16 protein-coding genes and 2 pseudogenes are annotated in these 16934 nt (G+C 57.0%); 7 read left to right on the plus strand and 11 right to left on the minus strand.

The annotated features are described in order from the left end of the window. A pseudogene (locus tag SxD43FB_RS21085) lies at positions 1-535 on the minus strand (DUF932 domain-containing protein); the annotation flags it as partial. Between the two features lie 183 nt (positions 536-718). On the opposite strand from SxD43FB_RS21085, the gene SxD43FB_RS21090 reads away from it, so the two are divergent. Next, on the plus strand, positions 719-991 hold the full coding sequence (locus tag SxD43FB_RS21090; RefSeq protein WP_096063849.1) for a hypothetical protein: 273 nt from the start codon (positions 719-721) through the stop codon (positions 989-991). Further along, on the plus strand, positions 981-1532 hold the full coding sequence (locus SxD43FB_RS21095) for a hypothetical protein (RefSeq protein WP_176482885.1): 552 nt from the start codon (positions 981-983) through the stop codon (positions 1530-1532). Before SxD43FB_RS21090 ends, SxD43FB_RS21095 begins: the two co-directional genes overlap by 11 nt. 51 nt (positions 1533-1583) lie before the next feature. Here SxD43FB_RS21095 and SxD43FB_RS21100 read toward each other — a convergent pair whose 3' ends face one another. The 3 genes from SxD43FB_RS21100 to SxD43FB_RS21110 all read right to left on the minus strand — a co-directional run bounded on the left by SxD43FB_RS21100 (position 1584) and on the right by SxD43FB_RS21110 (position 3591). Further along, positions 1584-1925, minus strand: coding sequence for a hypothetical protein (locus SxD43FB_RS21100; RefSeq protein WP_096063851.1), 342 nt, complete (start codon positions 1923-1925; stop codon positions 1584-1586). Positions 1926-1957: 32 nt separating this feature from the next. After that, a complete protein-coding gene (locus tag SxD43FB_RS21105) occupies positions 1958-2776 on the minus strand; it encodes a class I SAM-dependent methyltransferase (RefSeq protein ID WP_096063852.1) in 819 nt (272 codons plus the stop codon). A gap of 116 nt (positions 2777-2892) precedes the next feature. Further along, positions 2893-3591 (minus strand): hypothetical protein, encoded by a 699-nt coding sequence (locus tag SxD43FB_RS21110; protein WP_096063853.1) that lies wholly within the window; start codon positions 3589-3591, stop codon positions 2893-2895. Positions 3592-3739: 148 nt separating this feature from the next. On the opposite strand from SxD43FB_RS21110, the gene SxD43FB_RS21115 reads away from it, so the two are divergent. Beyond that, positions 3740-4866 (plus strand): IS3 family transposase gene (locus tag SxD43FB_RS21115; protein WP_217988819.1). Its coding sequence is split into 2 segments (ribosomal slippage): positions 3740-3971 and positions 3971-4866, totalling 1128 coding nucleotides; the frame shifts between segments, so codons are not numbered across the junction. A gap of 29 nt (positions 4867-4895) precedes the next feature. Here SxD43FB_RS21115 and SxD43FB_RS26115 read toward each other — a convergent pair. From SxD43FB_RS26115 to SxD43FB_RS21130, 3 genes and pseudogenes are all read right to left on the minus strand, one after another. Then, a pseudogene (locus SxD43FB_RS26115) lies at positions 4896-5434 on the minus strand (transposase); the annotation flags it as partial. Positions 5435-5495: 61 nt separating this feature from the next. Beyond that, positions 5496-5990, minus strand: a complete 495-nt coding sequence (locus SxD43FB_RS21125) for a hypothetical protein (protein ID WP_096063854.1) — start codon at positions 5988-5990, stop codon at positions 5496-5498. Between the two features lie 89 nt (positions 5991-6079). Continuing rightward, the gene (locus tag SxD43FB_RS21130; protein ID WP_096063855.1) at positions 6080-6268 is read right to left on the minus strand and encodes a hypothetical protein; all 189 of its coding nucleotides are present in this window, start codon (positions 6266-6268) and stop codon (positions 6080-6082) included. Between the two features lie 342 nt (positions 6269-6610). Here SxD43FB_RS21130 and SxD43FB_RS21135 point away from each other — a divergent pair, with 342 nt between their 5' ends. The 4 genes from SxD43FB_RS21135 (at position 6611) to SxD43FB_RS21150 (ending at position 13069) form a co-directional block, all read left to right on the plus strand. Then, positions 6611-7177 carry an RNA polymerase sigma factor gene (locus tag SxD43FB_RS21135; protein WP_141249575.1) on the plus strand — a complete coding sequence of 189 codons (567 nt, stop codon included), beginning with the start codon at positions 6611-6613 and terminating at the stop codon, positions 7175-7177. Next, complete coding sequence (locus tag SxD43FB_RS21140; RefSeq protein WP_096063856.1) at positions 7174-8283, plus strand: FecR domain-containing protein; 1110 nt, start codon at positions 7174-7176, stop codon at positions 8281-8283. Before SxD43FB_RS21135 ends, SxD43FB_RS21140 begins: the two co-directional genes overlap by 4 nt. Before the next feature lie 73 nt (positions 8284-8356). Continuing rightward, positions 8357-10930, plus strand: coding sequence for a TonB-dependent receptor (locus SxD43FB_RS21145; protein ID WP_096063857.1), 2574 nt, complete (start codon positions 8357-8359; stop codon positions 10928-10930). A 6-nt stretch (positions 10931-10936) separates the two neighbouring features. Beyond that, positions 10937-13069: an Atxe2 family lasso peptide isopeptidase gene (locus SxD43FB_RS21150; RefSeq protein ID WP_096063858.1), complete on the plus strand. Its 2133-nt coding sequence runs from the start codon at positions 10937-10939 to the stop codon at positions 13067-13069. A 7-nt stretch (positions 13070-13076) separates the two neighbouring features. Here the strand turns inward: SxD43FB_RS21150 and SxD43FB_RS21155 are convergent, their stop codons facing one another. The 4 genes from SxD43FB_RS21155 to SxD43FB_RS21165 all read right to left on the minus strand — a co-directional run bounded on the left by SxD43FB_RS21155 (position 13077) and on the right by SxD43FB_RS21165 (position 16456). Then, positions 13077-14744 (minus strand): asparagine synthase-related protein, encoded by a 1668-nt coding sequence (locus tag SxD43FB_RS21155; RefSeq protein WP_176482886.1) that lies wholly within the window; start codon positions 14742-14744, stop codon positions 13077-13079. 86 nt (positions 14745-14830) lie between these two features. After that, the gene (locus tag SxD43FB_RS21160) at positions 14831-15481 is read right to left on the minus strand and encodes a lasso peptide biosynthesis B2 protein (RefSeq protein WP_176482887.1); all 651 of its coding nucleotides are present in this window, start codon (positions 15479-15481) and stop codon (positions 14831-14833) included. Positions 15482-15532: 51 nt separating this feature from the next. Next, entirely contained in the window at positions 15533-15664 is a 132-nt protein-coding gene (locus SxD43FB_RS24925) for a benenodin family lasso peptide (protein WP_141249576.1), read from the minus strand. A 177-nt stretch (positions 15665-15841) separates the two neighbouring features. Continuing rightward, on the minus strand, positions 15842-16456 hold the full coding sequence (locus SxD43FB_RS21165; protein ID WP_096063861.1) for a GntR family transcriptional regulator: 615 nt from the start codon (positions 16454-16456) through the stop codon (positions 15842-15844). Positions 16457-16934: the final 478 nt, after the last annotated feature.

Below are 16934 nucleotides of genomic sequence, written 5' to 3' on the forward strand. Positions count from 1 at the left end.
CGACGCCATCGCCGGCAAAGGCCATCACCGCCTGGACCAGTTCCCAGTCGAAGATCCTGCCATATTCCGACCCGGTCGCCGCCCGCAATTCGGTGCGACCATTCTCGGTCTGGAGCAGTTTAACCTGTTCGCCACGGTGGTTGATCAACCCATGCTGCAGGTTGATGCCGGCAAGCGCGGCAGGAAGCTGGCGCAGATAAGAGGCCGGGGCACCGACGAGACTTGCCACCTGGCCGAAAGACCAGTTGGTGGGGGCAAGCGGTCGATCATCGCCAGGCGCCACCAGCATTAGCCGCTCTGGATTGTCGCTTTTCGCCTCGACCCGGATCGACCGGCTTTCAACGATACGCGTGGTCGCACGGTCCGCGCGGCCGCGCACGGCGTCATAGAGACTGGTCAGCGAGAGATATTTCTCGTCGTCGGGACGGGAGAACCACTCGGACGATACGCGGCTGCTCATGCGTCCGCGCGAGACATCGATCCGATAGGGCGCCGTAACGCGGTGGCTTTCGTTCATGGGGGCAAGGGTCGCCATGGAAATCGTCTCCTTGAGATGCAGAGCGACAGGTGCTTCACGGCCCCTGTCACATCCCTGCCCCTCCCTTCCCTTCGCGTGCCGCGATATCGGTTTCACGAGACCTCGACCGGCGGCAGTAGGTACGACGGCGACTTGCATGTTTTACAAATTGGCGTATATGTTCAACGAAAGGAGGCCGTGATGGCGACGAAGCACGAGGATCATCTGTCCCAGCGACATGGAGCGGTCGTGGCCGCTGCCAAGGCGGCGGGTTTGCTGTCGGGCACGAACAGCGCGGTCGGCGCCCGTGTCCCGCGTGAACTCATCGATCGCGCCAAGGTGCGCAGCGGCATCGCCTCGACCACCGATCTTGTCGAATATGCGCTCGCCAAAGTGGCGCTTGAGGATGATTTCGGAGCCAGACTTGTGCGCCGAAAGGGCACGATCCCTGCGGATATTGCGCTTGGGATTTGATCGCAAGGCCTCGTTGCGCCGGATCAGGCCGCAGCGATCTGGTGCCAGGCTGGCGCGACGACCCGAAGAGGCATTGCCGCTGGTTCACAAGGCAGCTGTCATAGGCCGCGAGCTTCTGCTCGACACGTGTGTCTATATTGATGTGCTCCAGGGCAAGACACCGGTTGAAGTAGACTGTTTGCTGGAAAACAGGATCGTCAATCATTCCTGCGTGGCGCTTGCCGAAATGACCCATTTGATGGGCGCGCTCGATCCGGCCGACAAACGCACCGCGTCGGTCCTCAAGACGCTGGGACGGACAATCGACGATATCCCGAAGCATCGCCTCAACGCGCCCTCCTCCCGCATGTTCGGAGAGGCAGGGATGCTGGCAGGCATGGTCACGAGGCTTTCTCGCCAACCCCATTCGATCGCCCTGCTCAACGATGCCCTGCTGTTTCTGCAGGCGGCAGCGACCGGCTGTGACCTGCTGACCGGCAACCGGCGCGATTTCGATTTTTTCGATCAGATCATTCCTGGGACGGGCGTCATCCTGTATTGAACCGTCACATAGGCGCGGGAAACCGACCATGCTCGCGACCGCCGGGATCGGTCAGGCAACATGCCAGCAGCACCAGCGTTCAGCGGCCTGCCGTGGACTGAGCAGGCCATGATTGTCGGCACACCATGAACGGAAGGAAGGATCGAGCGCGAGCCCCTGATCGGCGAGCCGGTCGATGACGTCCTGCATGAAGCGATCAACTGGAGCGATGGCGGCCCCGGCTCGAGCATGAGCGACCGCAGCCTGAAGCTGCGTCACCATTTTCTCGGCTTCATCGATCGAAATATCCTCGATTGCACGCATGCCGCCGCGTGGTCCGCAGATGGCCAAAGTTATGATTGCCGTGCCAGACGGAATCCGGCCCAGGGCGTCGATATGGACATGTCGGGACATGCCAATCTCCTATGATGTGAGGCGTGAGAATGTCAGAAGAGGCTCAACTGTCGCGGCATCGATCGCTGCGATGCCCCTGGTTCGTGCGATGGCGGAACGGCGCCTTGCGATGGTGATGTCGCGGCGGGGACGGTGGTCGCGCGTTGGGCGGTCTCAGCCACGGGTTCGCAAAGTTGACGAAGGGCGAGCCGAGCGGTCCATCCCCCCAATATATGTGCCGGAGTAAACCAATGGTCACATGTTTCACCCGATAGGGAGTTTCCGACCATGAGATGTGCCGGGATATGAAGCAGTGAGAGCCGGATATAGGCCATGTGGATCGCGCGCGGATCGATATCGATCGCCGTTACATGAAGGTGCCGCTGATAGTTATGCCCGTTATCGCGCATGGCCTCGGCAAGCGCGATTACCATAGATCCCGCGCCGCATGCTGGTTCCATGGCGGTCACGAAGCCATGCTGCGCGATCATCGCTTCCACATTTTCGCGATTGCCCAGAGTGGCCTGCGCCATGCAGCGGCTGAGCGCATAGGGTGTGAAATATTGCCCCCGCGCCTTGCTGTGAAGGTCAAGCTCGTGGAAAAGAGTGCCCAGCACGTCGCCAGGCCCGGCTTGGAGAGCCTGCACCAGCCCGGCAAGAAGTTGCGGGAACAAGTCGACGATTTCGCGCGGGTAGCGCCCGACAATATCCCGATAACGAGCCTCGCGCGGTGCGCGAGCGCGCAGGTCGATACTGTTCGCCATGGCGATCGCGATCGCCTCCATGCAGTCACCAAAGACGGTATAGAGGTCATGGCGCGGCTGGCTACGGCGCAAGAGCGCCGCCATGGCTTTGACATGCGGCTTGTGCACGAATGCCTCCGCAATTGACGGTGAGATGGAACGGCGCCGAAGGGCCGAACAGCGACGGGCTTTTTTCTCAAGCCTGTTTGCGTCCGACCGGCGTTTCGGCGGAGAGGAAATGGCGCTCAGGAAGCCCTTAGCCATTCGTAGAGAAGATGATCGTCAGGACCATATTGCGAACCGATGGCGATCCGGATCAGGCGGCCGTCGCAGGCGAAGGCGGAGGCCCTGGGAAAGGACAGGTAGGAACGACCTTCGAGGATCAGGTCGCCCGAGCGCACTTCGGTGATGTCGCGGGTCGTTCCAAGAAGTCGATGACCAGACGGTGCGTCCAGAAGCTTCAGCCGATCACCGGCTTTTACACGCTTCTTGAATGCCGCTAATGACAGGACCGTAACGACGGGATTGCGGATACCCTGACGTTTTGCCAATGCCGCCCAATAGGCCTGGCCGATGCGCGCCTCGCTGTAGAAACTGCATGACCAGAAATCCTGCAACGGATTGGTCCGCGTGAACCCGAACCGTTCCATCTGATCGCGCACCTCGACGATGAAGGCATCCTGCGCTTCACGGCCGGTGAGGTCGTCCGGGGTATCGAGGATTTCCGCGATGACCTTGCGTCCGCCTGCAAATGTCTCGGTGCGGATCGCAAAGCTGGTGCCAGTAAAATGCCGGGCGAGATGGCGTTCGATCCGGGAGGCGAGCGATGGCAGCGCTTCGCCGGCGCGATAGAGATCACCGTCATAATGGAAATTGCCGCGTTCGTCATGGTCGGTCTGGCTATACAGGCGCGCGGACGCGCCCGGCGCGTTAGCGTCGGTCATGATGTCATCCTTATGGCTCGATCAGATTTGGAGGGGCGAGTGCGTCAGGCCAACGGCGATTCCATTGAGGGAGGCAAGCTGTGTGGACTTGTAACGGATTTGCGCCGGTCACCTGAGCGATTAGAGCTCGCAACAGGAGACCGACGAGATGATCAAGCATACAGAAGAGTTCAAGCAGGAGGCGGTGCGGATTGCGCTGACCAGCGGATTGCCTCGCGACCGGGTCGCATCGGATTTGGGGATAGGGAAGTCGACGCTGGGCAAGTGGGTGTCGCAGTATCGGCCCAGTGATCTGGTTTCAGCGCCGCAGGCAGATCTGGCACGTGAGAATGAACGCCTTCGCCTTGAGAACCGTGTGCTGCGGGAGGAGAGGGAAGTACTAAAAAAGGCCACGCAGTTCTTCGCGAGCCAAAGGCCGTGAAGTTCGCTTTTGTGCATAGCTGGCGGCACCGGTGGCCCGTCGAACTGCTCTGCCGTGTCATGCTTGTCAGTGAGCGCGGCTATCGATCCTGGCGCTCGCGACCGATCAGCCAACGTGCGCGCACGGATATGAAAGTGCTGGCACATATCCGGGAACAGTATCGCCTCAGCCTTGGCAGCTATGGTCGTCCGAGGATGACAATGGAACTCAAGGAGGTCGGCCTCGCCGTTGGCGAGCGCCGGGTCGGGCGCCTGATGAAGATCAACGGGATCAAGCCAGTCCGCACGCGCAAGCACAAGGTTACGACGGACAGTCACCATCGCTTGGGTGTCGCGGCAAACTGGTTGGACGGTGATTTTGCCGCCGATGCTCCCAATCGGAAATGGGCGGGCGACATTACTTATATCTGGACGTCGGAGGGCTGGCTCTACCTTGCCGTCATTCTCGACCTGCATAGCCGTCGCGTCGTGGGCTGGGCAGTCAGTGACAGAATGAAGAAGGACTTGGCGATCAGAGCGCTGGATATGGCGGTGCGCCTGCGCCAGCCTCCGGAAGGCTGCTTTTTTCATTCGGATCGTGGCAGCCAATATTGTTCTTACGACTATCAGAAAAAGCTGCAGGCCTATGGCCTGCGTCCATCGATGAGCGGCAAGGGAAATTGCTACGACAATGCGTCCGTCGAGACCTTCTTCAAATCCCTGAAGGCCGAACTCATCTGGCGGCAGAGCTGGCCGACACGGCGTCAGGCAGAAGCCGCCATCTTTCAGTACATCAACGGGTTCTACAACACCCGCCGCCGACATTCATATCTGGGCGGCATCAGCCCGCTCGCCTTCGAAGCCAAGGTGGCTTAATGAGATAGGTGACCGGCACAAAACCGTTACAAGTCCAGACCCTCCTCCCGATAAATCCGATAGAGCTTCTTGTGATTCATGATCAGCCCCTGGCGTTCGAGCATGACGCCGATCCGGCGGTAGCCAAAGCGGCACCGCTTGCCCGCGACTTCACGCATGGCAACGCGGATAGCACTGTGGTCTGGCGGGCGTTCACGCCGGACCGTCTTGGGATCGACACCAATCAGCACACAGGCCCGGCGCTGGGAAATCTGGTAACCTCCCAGCACCTTGAGCACAGCGTCTCGCCGCTGGCCTGATGTCGTCAGGCTTTTCCCAGCAGGTCCTTCAGGATGACGTTGTCGAGCATACTGTCCGCCAGCAAGCGCTTCAGCTTGCCGTTCTCGTCCTCAAGCTGACGCAGTCGGCGCGCATCGGACACTTCCATCCCGCCATATTTGCCCTTCAGTTTGTAAAACGTCGCCGTGCTCAGCCCGTGCTTCCGACAAATCTCGACCGTTGGCAGCCCTGACTCCTGCTCCTTGATCATCCCGATGATCTGCGCCTCGGTAAAACGGCTCTTTCTCATGCGTCTGCTCCTTCAAGTGGGCAGACTCTACATTACAATGAGGGAGCTTTCGGGGGGCAGGTCACAAGGTACGGGTCGCCTCCCGATGATCGCCGTCTCGCAGGGCGTGACTGATATATTCCTGCAGCACGATGGGAGCTGCTGCAGCCTGCCGTCGGGCGGTATCATCTGGTCGTTTCAGTATGTGCAGATTGGCGATCCGACTTTGCAGGCAGTGAAGTGGATTCATCACAGGGATGGCAACCTGCCCTGCAAAGCCAGCTCGCTCATAAGGCACGATGATTTCGGCGACGCCTGCCGTTAGCTCCTTGGGCCTAACGCCAAGGACATGGCCCAGAAAATCAATACGGATGGCTATCCCGTCCACCACCGCCTCAACGATCGCGGTTTCGGGTGTCTGATTGTCGATCCCTGGGATAAGCAGCTTGCCTCCGAGCGCTTGCGCCAACTTTTGCGCGGCTTCACGCCGTCCAAAATAGTCGATATCCTTGGAGGTATATGGGCGGTAGAGATGAAGCTCGTCGGCTGCGGAATAGAATTCCGCCCATAGGTTCAATGCCTGTCCGCCGATGACGAATGCGCCATCCTCCAGAACAAGATGGGAAGCAATATCGAGAACGGCGGCTGGATCTAAGTGATTGTCGCTCAGGCAGCGCCCCGCCGCGAACGGCGCACAGAGGCGCGCGAAAAATCGATGCCGGAGAAAAAGCCGTTGCGCTGCCCCAATGCCTCGGGCGAGATGACACCAGATCTCAGGTCGCGATCATCCTGCTCGCGGGCGCGCTGCTTCTCGCGCCGACGATCAAGCGAATCGAATTGATCAACTTTCTGCATGTCTAACTCCACCCACATATCTATATGCGATGCGCTTTCCGGTCAATTAACGCCTCAATGGAGGGGACCGGCTGGAACTTCTCCCACAAGCGACGGCAGCCACATATGCCGACTGGACGTTAATCGACCGGGCTTGATCGAACGCCGATACCAAGGCATGATCGCTATGCGAGAGGACTATGGCAGTCGCTCGCAGGATTGTCCTGTAGGTATCTCGAAGCTCGACATGCGGGTCGAGCGCCGACGTTGTTCTGTTACGACAGCGATACGGCTCACCTCACTCAAGATAACGCCTGGCTTGGGCCAGGGGATCTTTGCCGTGCTGTGAGGAACCGTGATTTCATGTCGTCAAATAATTTCAACGCCCCACACGGGATGAGCCAGGATGCTGCTCAGCAAAATGCCGGACCGGATGTCAGTGACATTCGGCATATCTACGAAACTGAGGCGCCGCGGCTGCGACGCTATTTTCAGGCGCGCTTGCGTTCGCGGGATGATGCAGGTGATCTCGTACAGGAATCTTTTCTTCGCCTCATTGGGTGCATGGCCAGAGCCGAGCTTCCCCGACCAGCCGCGTATCTCCAGCGCATCGCGCAAAATCTCCTACTGGATCGCTACAAACGACTCGAGACACGCCTCGCGGCCTTCCACGTTCCGATCGGCGAGGACTTTGAACTGGCGATACCGCCGGACCAGGCCGTCCGCATCGAGGCCGAAGACGTGATGCGGGTCTACCGGCGCGCACTTGAGGAGCTTCCTCAAAAAACGCGGGAAATCTTCCTGGCACATCGTGTCGACGAGTTGACCTACCGGCAGATCGCGCAAAACATGGGAATTTCCATCCCGACTGTGCAATATCATGTTGCCCGCGCCCTCGCCCATATCGACGCGGCCCTGGAACAGGAATGATGGAAGACACCGAGCCGCCGCGTCGCCATGGCCAACTTAGGGAGGAGGCCGCCGATTGGTTCGCGATCATGCGCGACCAGGAAGAAGCGCAGATCAAGCGAAAGGATTTCGAGGCGTGGCTGGCGCGTGGCGCGCTTCACCGTGCCGCCTACAACCGCATCGCCGAAGCCTACAGTATCGGCAAGCGGTTGAAGGAGTTGCCCGAAGATGCGGGCGTGACCATGAGCGAGGCGCTTGACATCGACACCCGGCAAAACCGGTCTCGCACGAAAGCAACAAAATATGCCCTGCTACTGGTCGGTTTGCTCGGAGCGACAGCCCTTGTCGCGCATTGGGCGCGGAGTGCCCCCATTCGAGACGAGCCAACGCCCCAGTTCGCCACGAAAGACGCTTCACGGTTCTCCGATCAGGCCGTGGCAACGCTTGTTACCGCCACCGGCGACATTAAATCCTTTCATCTTAAGGATGGCTCCGTCGTCACGCTCGATACAAACAGCCTTGTGCTGGTGAATTTTGACGATATCCAAAGAAGCCTCCGACTATTACGTGGTCGCGCGCGCTTTACCGTCGCCCATGAGAGCAGGCCTTTCACGGTTCATGCCGGCCGCGGGAAGGTTGTAGCTCGAGGCACGATATTCGACGTTGACCTTCTGCCGGGCAACCATGTTGTCGTTCGGCTGGTAAGAGGCGCTGTTGACGTCGAGATCGAAACCGCGGCCAAAGTGGCGCTTCTCCAGCGCCCAGTCCAACTCATCCCTGGCGAGCAGGTTGAACTTGAGAATGATACCATCGCCCGGCCCACAAAGATCAGAGAGGTGGACGTTAATGACAGCGACTGGCCCAATGGCTTGAGGAATTTCACGAATGTTCGCCTTGGGGATCTGTTCGCAGAAGTAAACCGCTATGCTTCTATTCCGCTGGTCAGCGAGGCACCCGATATCGAGGATATTCGCGTATCGGGAAGTTTTCGTATTTCTGATAGCGCACGGCTGGCGCGAAATCTCGGAGACATGCTGGGCTTAGTCGTCATGAGCAGCCCCAGTTCCATTCATCTTGCGCGCCACTGCTCCACGCCGTCGAAAGGAAATTGTCGAATGCCATCATAATTGGCGCAACCCGCTCGTCGCTACTCCCAATGGAACCGGCTTTGAACCACGCCGGAAAATATAGGGGACAACGATGAGCAAGGTTAGATGGCAGTCGGTCAGTTCGGTTTTCGCTCTGGCTCTGATGAGTATGGCCACGCCCTCGTTGGCCGAACCGGAGCAGAAGCTGAACTGGAACCTCGACCAGCAAAATCTGGACGCCGCATTACGCGCTATCGGCAACATAGCCAGCCAAGACATCATCTTTCCTACAGAGGCGGTCAAGGGACGCCGGGCTCCCGCGCTCAACGGAACTTATACCGCGCTCGAAGCGGTCGGAATCATTCTGAAGGGAACTTCTTGGACGGCTGTCGAGCGCGACGGAGCCATTCTGATCCGGGAGCGATTTTCAAAAGTCGCTAAGGAGGTGAGTCAGGACAGCGCCAGTACCGAGATCGTGGTTACAGGATCGCTGATTGCGGGCGTCGCGTCGCCCTCACCAATACAGGTTATCAATCGCGAGAGGATGCTCGACAACGGATATAATAGTCTTGGCGAGGCGATCAGAGCTTTGCCGGTCGCTTCAGGCGCGGGGCAAAATCCGGGAATTGGCCAGAATGTACCAGAAAGCATTGGCAGCAATCTGGGAGGAGGCACATCGATTAACCTGCGTGGTCTGGGTTCCGATGCCACCATCACGCTGCTCAATGGCCACCGACTAGCATTCAACACCGCGGTTCAGTCGATCGACATTTCGGCCATTCCTCTTGCTGCTGTGGAAAGGATGGAAATTGTAACCGATGGAGCATCTGCCATTTATGGCTCCGACGCCATAGCTGGCGTCGCCAATATCATCCTGCGCAAGGACTATAGTGGACTGACAACACGCGCCTATTGGGGCGCTTCCACCGATGGCGGGAACGTACAGCAGAATTATAGCGTGACCGGCGGCACAACCTGGAACACCGGCGGCTTCATCTTGGCCTATGACTTCGGGCACTCAACGCCGATTCTATCAAGTCAACGTGGATATGCAGCAGTTCGCTCGCCGGGTCTGACCCTGTATCCAGGATTCGAGCGCGATAATATATTGTTTAGCGGCCACCAGGACCTCATGCCAGGCGTGACGTTGAGCATCGATGGCTTGTATGGCGAACGCACGACAGATCGGGCATTTGGATCGTCAACAGCTGGAGACTATCGAATACAGGGATTGCGCCGAGTAACGGACACCAGAACGATTAGCGTGGCACCCAATATCAGCCTGGACGTAGGCAACTCTTGGAAGGTGAATTTTTCGGGCGTCTATGCCAAGGATCGAACTCTCGCAAAGTCCGATGATTACTGGAACAGCGTTCTTACGAGAACCGAACTCTGTTATTGCAACAAGGCATTCAGCGTCGAAGGCATCGCCCAAGGGACGTTGTTGGATGTCGGCGCAGGTGCGATCAAAGCTGCACTGGGCGGTGGATATCGTAAGAACTTCCTTCATTCCTATAATCGCCTGGTCGAAAACGGCCAGAGCATCAGAACAAGTCAGGATAACCGTTATGGGTTCCTCGAAATCAACGCCCCGATAGTCGGATCAGACGATAGCAGCGCGTTCCTCCAATCGCTCATTCTCAATGGCGCAGTTCGTTACGAGGACTATCCTGGAATAGGAGATGTGGCGACGCCGAAGCTCGGCGCGGTGTTATCGACGGGCTATGGGGTGATGTTCAAGCTCTCGTGGGGCAAGTCGTTCAAGGCGCCCACTCTCTACCAATTGCATAGTGTCCGCGGCGCAAGCGTCTACAATATTGGGGTATTTGGCGGAACTGGCTTTCCGACAGGGACAGTGGGACTGTACAGCGGCGGCGGAAACCCTGATTTGAAACCGGAACGATCCACGAACTGGACCGCATCAGCGATACTTCAACCCGCGATATCACCCAATTCGAAGATTGAGATAACCTATTATTCGATCCGCTATCGGAATCGGATCGTGACCCCAGTTACTTACATCACCCAGGCGCTCAGCAATCCGATTTATGCTGATCTTGTAAGCGTGAACCCGGCCGTTGACGAGATCAATGCGGCGCTCGACGGCGCCTTGTTGTTCAACAATTCCAGCAATCCTTGGAACCCTGCGAAAGTGGGAGCGATCATTTACAGTCAATATGCCAATGCGGCACGTCAGAAAATCGACGGCGTCGACATTAGTGTAAGCCATCATGCCGACGTCGGTAGAATGGGGGACATCTCTTTCTGGGCAAATGCGAGCTATATTGAAAGTCGCCAACGCCTGAGCGCTTTGCAGCCCGATACCGAATTGGCCGGCATCTTATTCTTTCCACCGCATCTGCGGGGTAGCGCTGGCTTCACATGGGACCACGGGCCATTCAGGCTAACCCCGATCTTGAACTATATCGGTGGGGTGGAAGATCGACGCGCAACGGTGACATATGACGTCACTTCGATGACCACATTCGATCTGACTGCCAGGCTGAAAATAGACAGTTCAACGCCGGTTTTTCGCGGCATGGACCTCTCGCTTTCCGCACAAAATATCTTCAACAACAAGCCATCTGTGATTGCGACAACCCAGGTCAGTCAGGCGCCGTACGATTCCGCGAATTACTCACCATGGGGTCGATATATCAGCTTTTCGATCTCGAAGTCCTGGTGAAGGGCCGTGAATTTCTTTGCCCTGCTGGCGACATGCGCCGGCATAATCGTGGCGGCTTCTCATGCAGAGGCAACCGCCACTGAAGCCCCGCTGGTTTGCCGTAATCTTATTGACGATGATGCAAATGGGCATGCGGACAATCGCGGTGTCACAACGACCGATCTGATCGGTCTGCGCGATATCGGGCCGAACTTCGGCACCGATCTGCCCAAAAGCCCGTTGGCGCTATCACCTGATGGCAAGCATGTCGCTTTTGTCCTCAGCCGGGCAGATCCGGCGCTGAATGACTATTGTCAGGCATTGGTCACCATCGACGCCCAAAACCAGAGATCTTTGGAAATCCTGGACATGACCCGCGGTGTCATCGACGATGTGCAAAGCATTCGCGGGTTCCGCACAACCAACGGGACGTCCATCATCAACAATCCGCATTGGTCGCCAGACGGCCAGTATCTGGCATATCTGGTACTGGTTTCCGGCATCCCGCAGGCCCGTGTCATATCGGTCGATAGCGCAAGCGTGGTCTTTACCACGACGTCTGAAACAGCCGTTCGCGAGATAGGATGGACGTCTGGGGGAAGGCTATTGTTTGGCAACGAGCCAGAAGCCGCGAGATTAGAGGCTGATATCGATCAGCGAGGCCACGCCGGCTTTCTTTATGACGACAGCTTTGTACCTAATAGGGCAGCCCGTCCCTCCATCCCTGCCCCCATACCGATCCGATTTCAATCTTTGACGGCCAGTGGCGAGGATTTGCGTCTCGCGACGATTGAAGAAATGTCCGAGCGCGCCGAACGACCGGATGATCGCACGTCAAAGGGGCTTCTTCGCTCAGTACCGGAGAGCAGAGGCCTCGCGGCTCAGCTGGTGCGGCGGGACTGGACCAGCCTTTCGTCCCCCACAGATCTGTGGATTCAACATGCTGATGGCCGCCGCGAGCGCTGCAATGATCCTGCTTGTGCGAGCGGGATCCAGAATATGTGGTGGATTGAGGGAGCCAAAAGGCTGCTGTTTCTCCGGCGTGCGGGCTGGGGCAATAGCGAGTTGCAATTCTATAGCTGGGACATGAAATCTGCCCCGAAGGCCATATTGAAGACCGAAGACCTTATCACCGGTTGTCAGTTGGCTTCTGACATGCTCATCTGCCTTCACGAAGCGTCCAATCAGCCGCGGCGGATCGTTCGTATCAACTCCGATAGCGGCGCAAGAACAATCTTGTTCGACCCCAATCCGTCGTTTCGAGGGTTGCGGGTGGGTGGCGTCAAGCGCCTCCGCTGGAAAAATTCAATTGGCATCGAATGCTTCGGAGATTTGGTGTTGCCGCAGAGGCATTCTAACCAATCGAAAATTCCGCTGATTGTGGTCCAGTATCTCACAAGAGGCTTTTTGCGCGGCGGTGTCGGAGACGAATATCCGATTTTTCCACTCGCTGAACAGGGTTTTGCAGTCCTAAGCCTGCAGAGACCTGCCGACTACTATATGACGATCAAGGATGGCTCGATCCGAACAGCGCTGGACGCAAGGACCATCAATCAACGCGACTGGAATGACCGACGCAGTGTGCATTCCGCCCTTATGAACGGCATCGCCTTGGTTGAATCTCGCGGCGGCATCGATACAGGTCGTATCGGCATCACAGGTTTGAGCGATGGAGTTTCGACCGTGCAATTTGCATTGGTCAACGCCCCTGGCCGGTTCGCAGCAGCATCCATTTCCACCGGCTTTCAGGAACCGAAGTCGACGCAGATCTACGGCGGCTCGGCATGGGCAAAGCAGCTTATCGCTATGGGGTATCCGTCTTTAAGCGATGATCAAACGCATTTCTGGTCAACCACGTCTATCGAACGCAACGTCGACAAATTCAATCTCCCAATCCTGATGCAGGTTTCGGACAACGAATATTTGATGGCGATGGAGAGCTACGGGATCCTAAAGGCGAATAATCGCCCAACGGAATTATATATTTTCCCGAATGAAAACCATATCAAGACCGGCCCTGCCCACCGTTTTGCTATCTATGAAAGGAACATAGACTGGTTCAAATTCTGGCTGAAGCATGAGGAGGACCCGTCAGCTAAAAAGAAATCAACCTATGATCGGTGGCGGGCGATGGCTGCTCAAAAAAATTGGGCACCATAGGATATCGTCATGACGCCTTCATCGCGGCTACCCATGCTTCTGCATCAACAAGTTCGAGGATTCGGAAATGCCTATGGTTGTGCCTGTCTCCTTCCAACTTAATTGCGGCGTCCACTGCTGAGCGATCGATGATATTGGCCGCTGCAAGATGTCCGCCCAGAAGCATATCTTTAATTTTGCTCCGATTACGTTCGACCAGTCGTTGCAGGAAGCCATCGGGGCCGCCCTTCGTTCTGCGGTGAAGCATCGAGTCAGGGAGCCGGGACTCGAACGCCGCTCTTGCGATCGATCTGTTTTCTCCTCCTATGCAAAAGAACCAGGAGGGAATGCGCAGGCACGTCTCTACGATCGGTTGAGACATGAGGGGGTTTATCATCGGCAGGACCGTTTCTCTTCTGAATCCCTCGAGATGGTTTTGTATCTGGATGAGATAAGCAATGTGCGCTGCCTTGCCCGGCAGCTCACCGATTGGCACCTCAAGCCATGGATGCGAAAATTCCGCGCCTAAGCGGCTCACAAAATCCCGACTCAGCAAATCCGCCTTCGGTTTCCAGCGATAGTGCGGCTTGCGCAGCCACGCGCGCCGTGCAGCTAAGGTCGCGCAGCGTATGATATTGGTCTCTGCCATCTCAGCGACTTCTGCAGCAGTCACCAATGCCTCTCGGCCAACGCCTTCAGAGAGGAGCCGATCTGCGATTGGAAGGACTGATTGCTGGAAGCAAAACACGTTGTCGCCACCCGACCCCGTGAAAAATGCATCGGCACTTACCGCGCTGGCGACAGCGAGGTAGGCTTGGTCTCCTGACTGAGCAAAGGATCGGGCCAACGGCCGTGGCAAATGAGTGGCATGGCTCATTTCAAGATCTGTATTGTCGGCGCTGAAAAATACCTCCTCCATGGGAATGTCGAGGAAATTTGCGATTGCGCGAGCATAATAGCGCTCATCGCCAGCAGTTTCATCGGTCACAAGGGTCAGGCCTGTGACCTTCGCCCCCGCCTGAACGGCGGCTGCCGCTACTATTGATGAATCAAGTCCACCTGATAGTCCCACGACAAGCGTCGGAAATCGTGAGACCCATGCCCCTATTGTGGAGGTCAGTGTCGCTCGCAGATCCGATATTGCCGCAGCCGGTTCGCCATAATATTCCTGTCTCTTGGCATAATCCCAAGGGTTCCACCGTTGCGCCAGCTCGCTTTTCCCATGCTGAATGTCCAACTGAAAACCCGCCGGAATTTCATTCAGTTCAGCCAAGCATGTCCGATTTGTTCTCAAATTTGAGAAATACAGATGACGACCCAGTTGCTCATCATCGATGGCGGAGCCCAAAAGGCCGACTTGACGAAACAACGCCATATCTGAACCAATTGCCGTCACGCCCTGTGATTTCATATAGTAACATGGCATCCCCCCCGAAGGGTCACGCACCACCGTGGTGGTGTCGTGATCCTCATCATGAAGGATCGCAACATATGAACCCCAATATTTTTTGGCATGGATCGCTCCTTCAGGGGTGAATATGTCCCGCGTTTCTGCAGGATCGAAGAGATCGACTGGCTTCGTCGCGCTATCGCGGCGATAAAGCCACCCCAGCAGGATCGCCGTCCTTGGCGGCTGGTCAAAAACTGCCGCCGGTTGATCGGCAAGCAGTAGGAAATTTGGCTGATTGATAGTCATCTTCAATCCGGCCAACGCTGCGACTTTCGTAGCGCGCATGCGGACGAGATTGTCGGGACCGGACAATATGAGATAGCGAGCGCGGTTCATAGGATGAGCACCGGCACATACTCACGCGCCTTGTCGCGGTGGTCGCTGACGCTTATTTGGTCTTTCTGAATCCAGCAATGTGCACCGAACGGCCCCGTGCGGACGCCGATCACGAGACTGAATCCTACGCGGTATCTCGTGAGGGATCGGGCAAGCGCGAATGATCGCACCAGGCAACGCTTTTCGGCAGAAAGAACCAGGTCAATGAGCCGGTAGGCTCCGACCAGACGGCCAATATCATCGGGACATTCAAGACCACGCGTTTGCTGTATCCGGTGTTCCAGCTTTGCTACCGCGCCCGCCAGCCCGCCCCAGCGTATCATGGCGAAAGCCCATAGCTGGTCGATAACGGCAACCATGACATGTCCCAAGGACGGACGCCTCGCCTGGTCAAAATAAGACCCAGTGATTGCGGGCATATTTCCCGTTGGTGCAACGATGGAAGGGCATTCTGTTGCGGAAATGAGGCCGGATCCGACCAATATCTCAGCGTCGCCAGGCATTGCCATCTGACCTTGTTCCAGCCGCATAAGTGCGGATGCACCACTGGATGACATCTTGAAATATCGGTTATGATCGAGATCCAGAAATACCGGAGCAGATCCAACCCATACATAGGAGACACCCGATCGCAGCTTATAGGCCATGAGCAATTCTCTAGCTGTATGGCGCGCAAGCATAGCCTGCGCGCCACCGTTTCAGTCGTCGGAAAGCCCGGACTGCAGCCGCTGCTGAGCCTGGTCGATGTCGACGCCGTTGTTGCCATTCGTCTGCTCGGTCACCGCTCCTAGGTCGACCAGGTTGGCTTCCAGATGGTTGTCGCGTTCCATACTTACCTCCTTCTTTGGACTGCTGCACTCCTTGCAGCCCAATCATGGTAAGTCAGGCCCTAATTGATCAGCCATCTTATAAGGTCTCGTATGTGCAACCAGTCGGTACTATAATGCTATCCAACCAAAATGTGGCTGACATGAATTGAGACAACGTCTTCATATTGCACCACATGGTTATGAAGTGATGCTTTCACAAATTCTTTCGGCACGACGAATTCGGCGCCTGTGATAGGCCCAAAGGACATCAAAACGGTCTGAACCTTGACCGGAAGTGGTCGCGATCTCGACCGACCGCAATTCCGAGGTCAAGTTGCGCAACACGCGAAACTCCGCCAGGCGAGCCATATGGAGTCGTTCGGTCGCAGACTTCAGGGCCCTTGCCTGTTCACTATCGTGACATGCCCATGCGACTGACAGAAACAAATCAGTCGCCGCCTTCGCCAATGCCTGGCCATTCATCTCGGCTTGAGGATGCGGCCTTGCAGTCCCAAATTCAGACAAGCGGTTTCCCTTGAGTACAAGACGTAGGAGATGGCTGTGCCAGCGGTAAAGATCTCGGAGGCTGTCCGGCGTCAGATCAGGCAGGCGATAACCACCGCCGAAGGCAATTTCGAGCATATGCTCGCCGACCAAGCGCTGGGCTCCGTCTCTGAACGGCGACACGGATACGCCATACTCGGCAGCTAGCGCCCTTTCGATGAGCATGCTGCCCGGCGGGAAGCGGCCCGCCATAATATCAGCCTTGAGCAGGATATAGGCTCTTTCAGCTACCACCGGTTCCGGAGACATGCCGGTCTCTATCGGTACTGGTCGGGTTGCGTGACAGATCCAGCACGCGAGGCAAGGCGCCCGACCGCTCCGGCCTGATATCGGTTCATGACCTCAAGGATATCTCTCTCAAGCTCCCACAGATCATCTTGAAGCAAAAGTTCACGCGGCAATTTCATATTGTGCTCCATCGCAAGCAAAGGAATGAACAAATGAGTCGTGGTCATCCGCAGCGAATGCGCGCAGCGAATATGATCCTCAAGCGCAGGTGCCCCAGCGCCACCCTCAAGTTCGCGAATCCAGCGTTCGCTGCAGCCGACGGTCTTTGCCAGGCTGTGTTGAGAAATCCGGTCTCTGCGGTCGTGTCCCGGCGCGTTCTCTAATCGCCACTGTCAACAGCTGACCTCTTTGCGGTTCGTCACGCGCGCTGGGCTCCAGGGTTCTCTCCGCGGTCGTCGCGCTGGACGCCGCATGTTAGCGTTCAAAGTAGGGTGAATCT

Origin of the sequence: Sphingobium sp. D43FB (assembly GCF_002312805.1) — a bacterium.
Classification (GTDB): Bacteria; Pseudomonadota; Alphaproteobacteria; order Sphingomonadales; family Sphingomonadaceae; genus Sphingobium.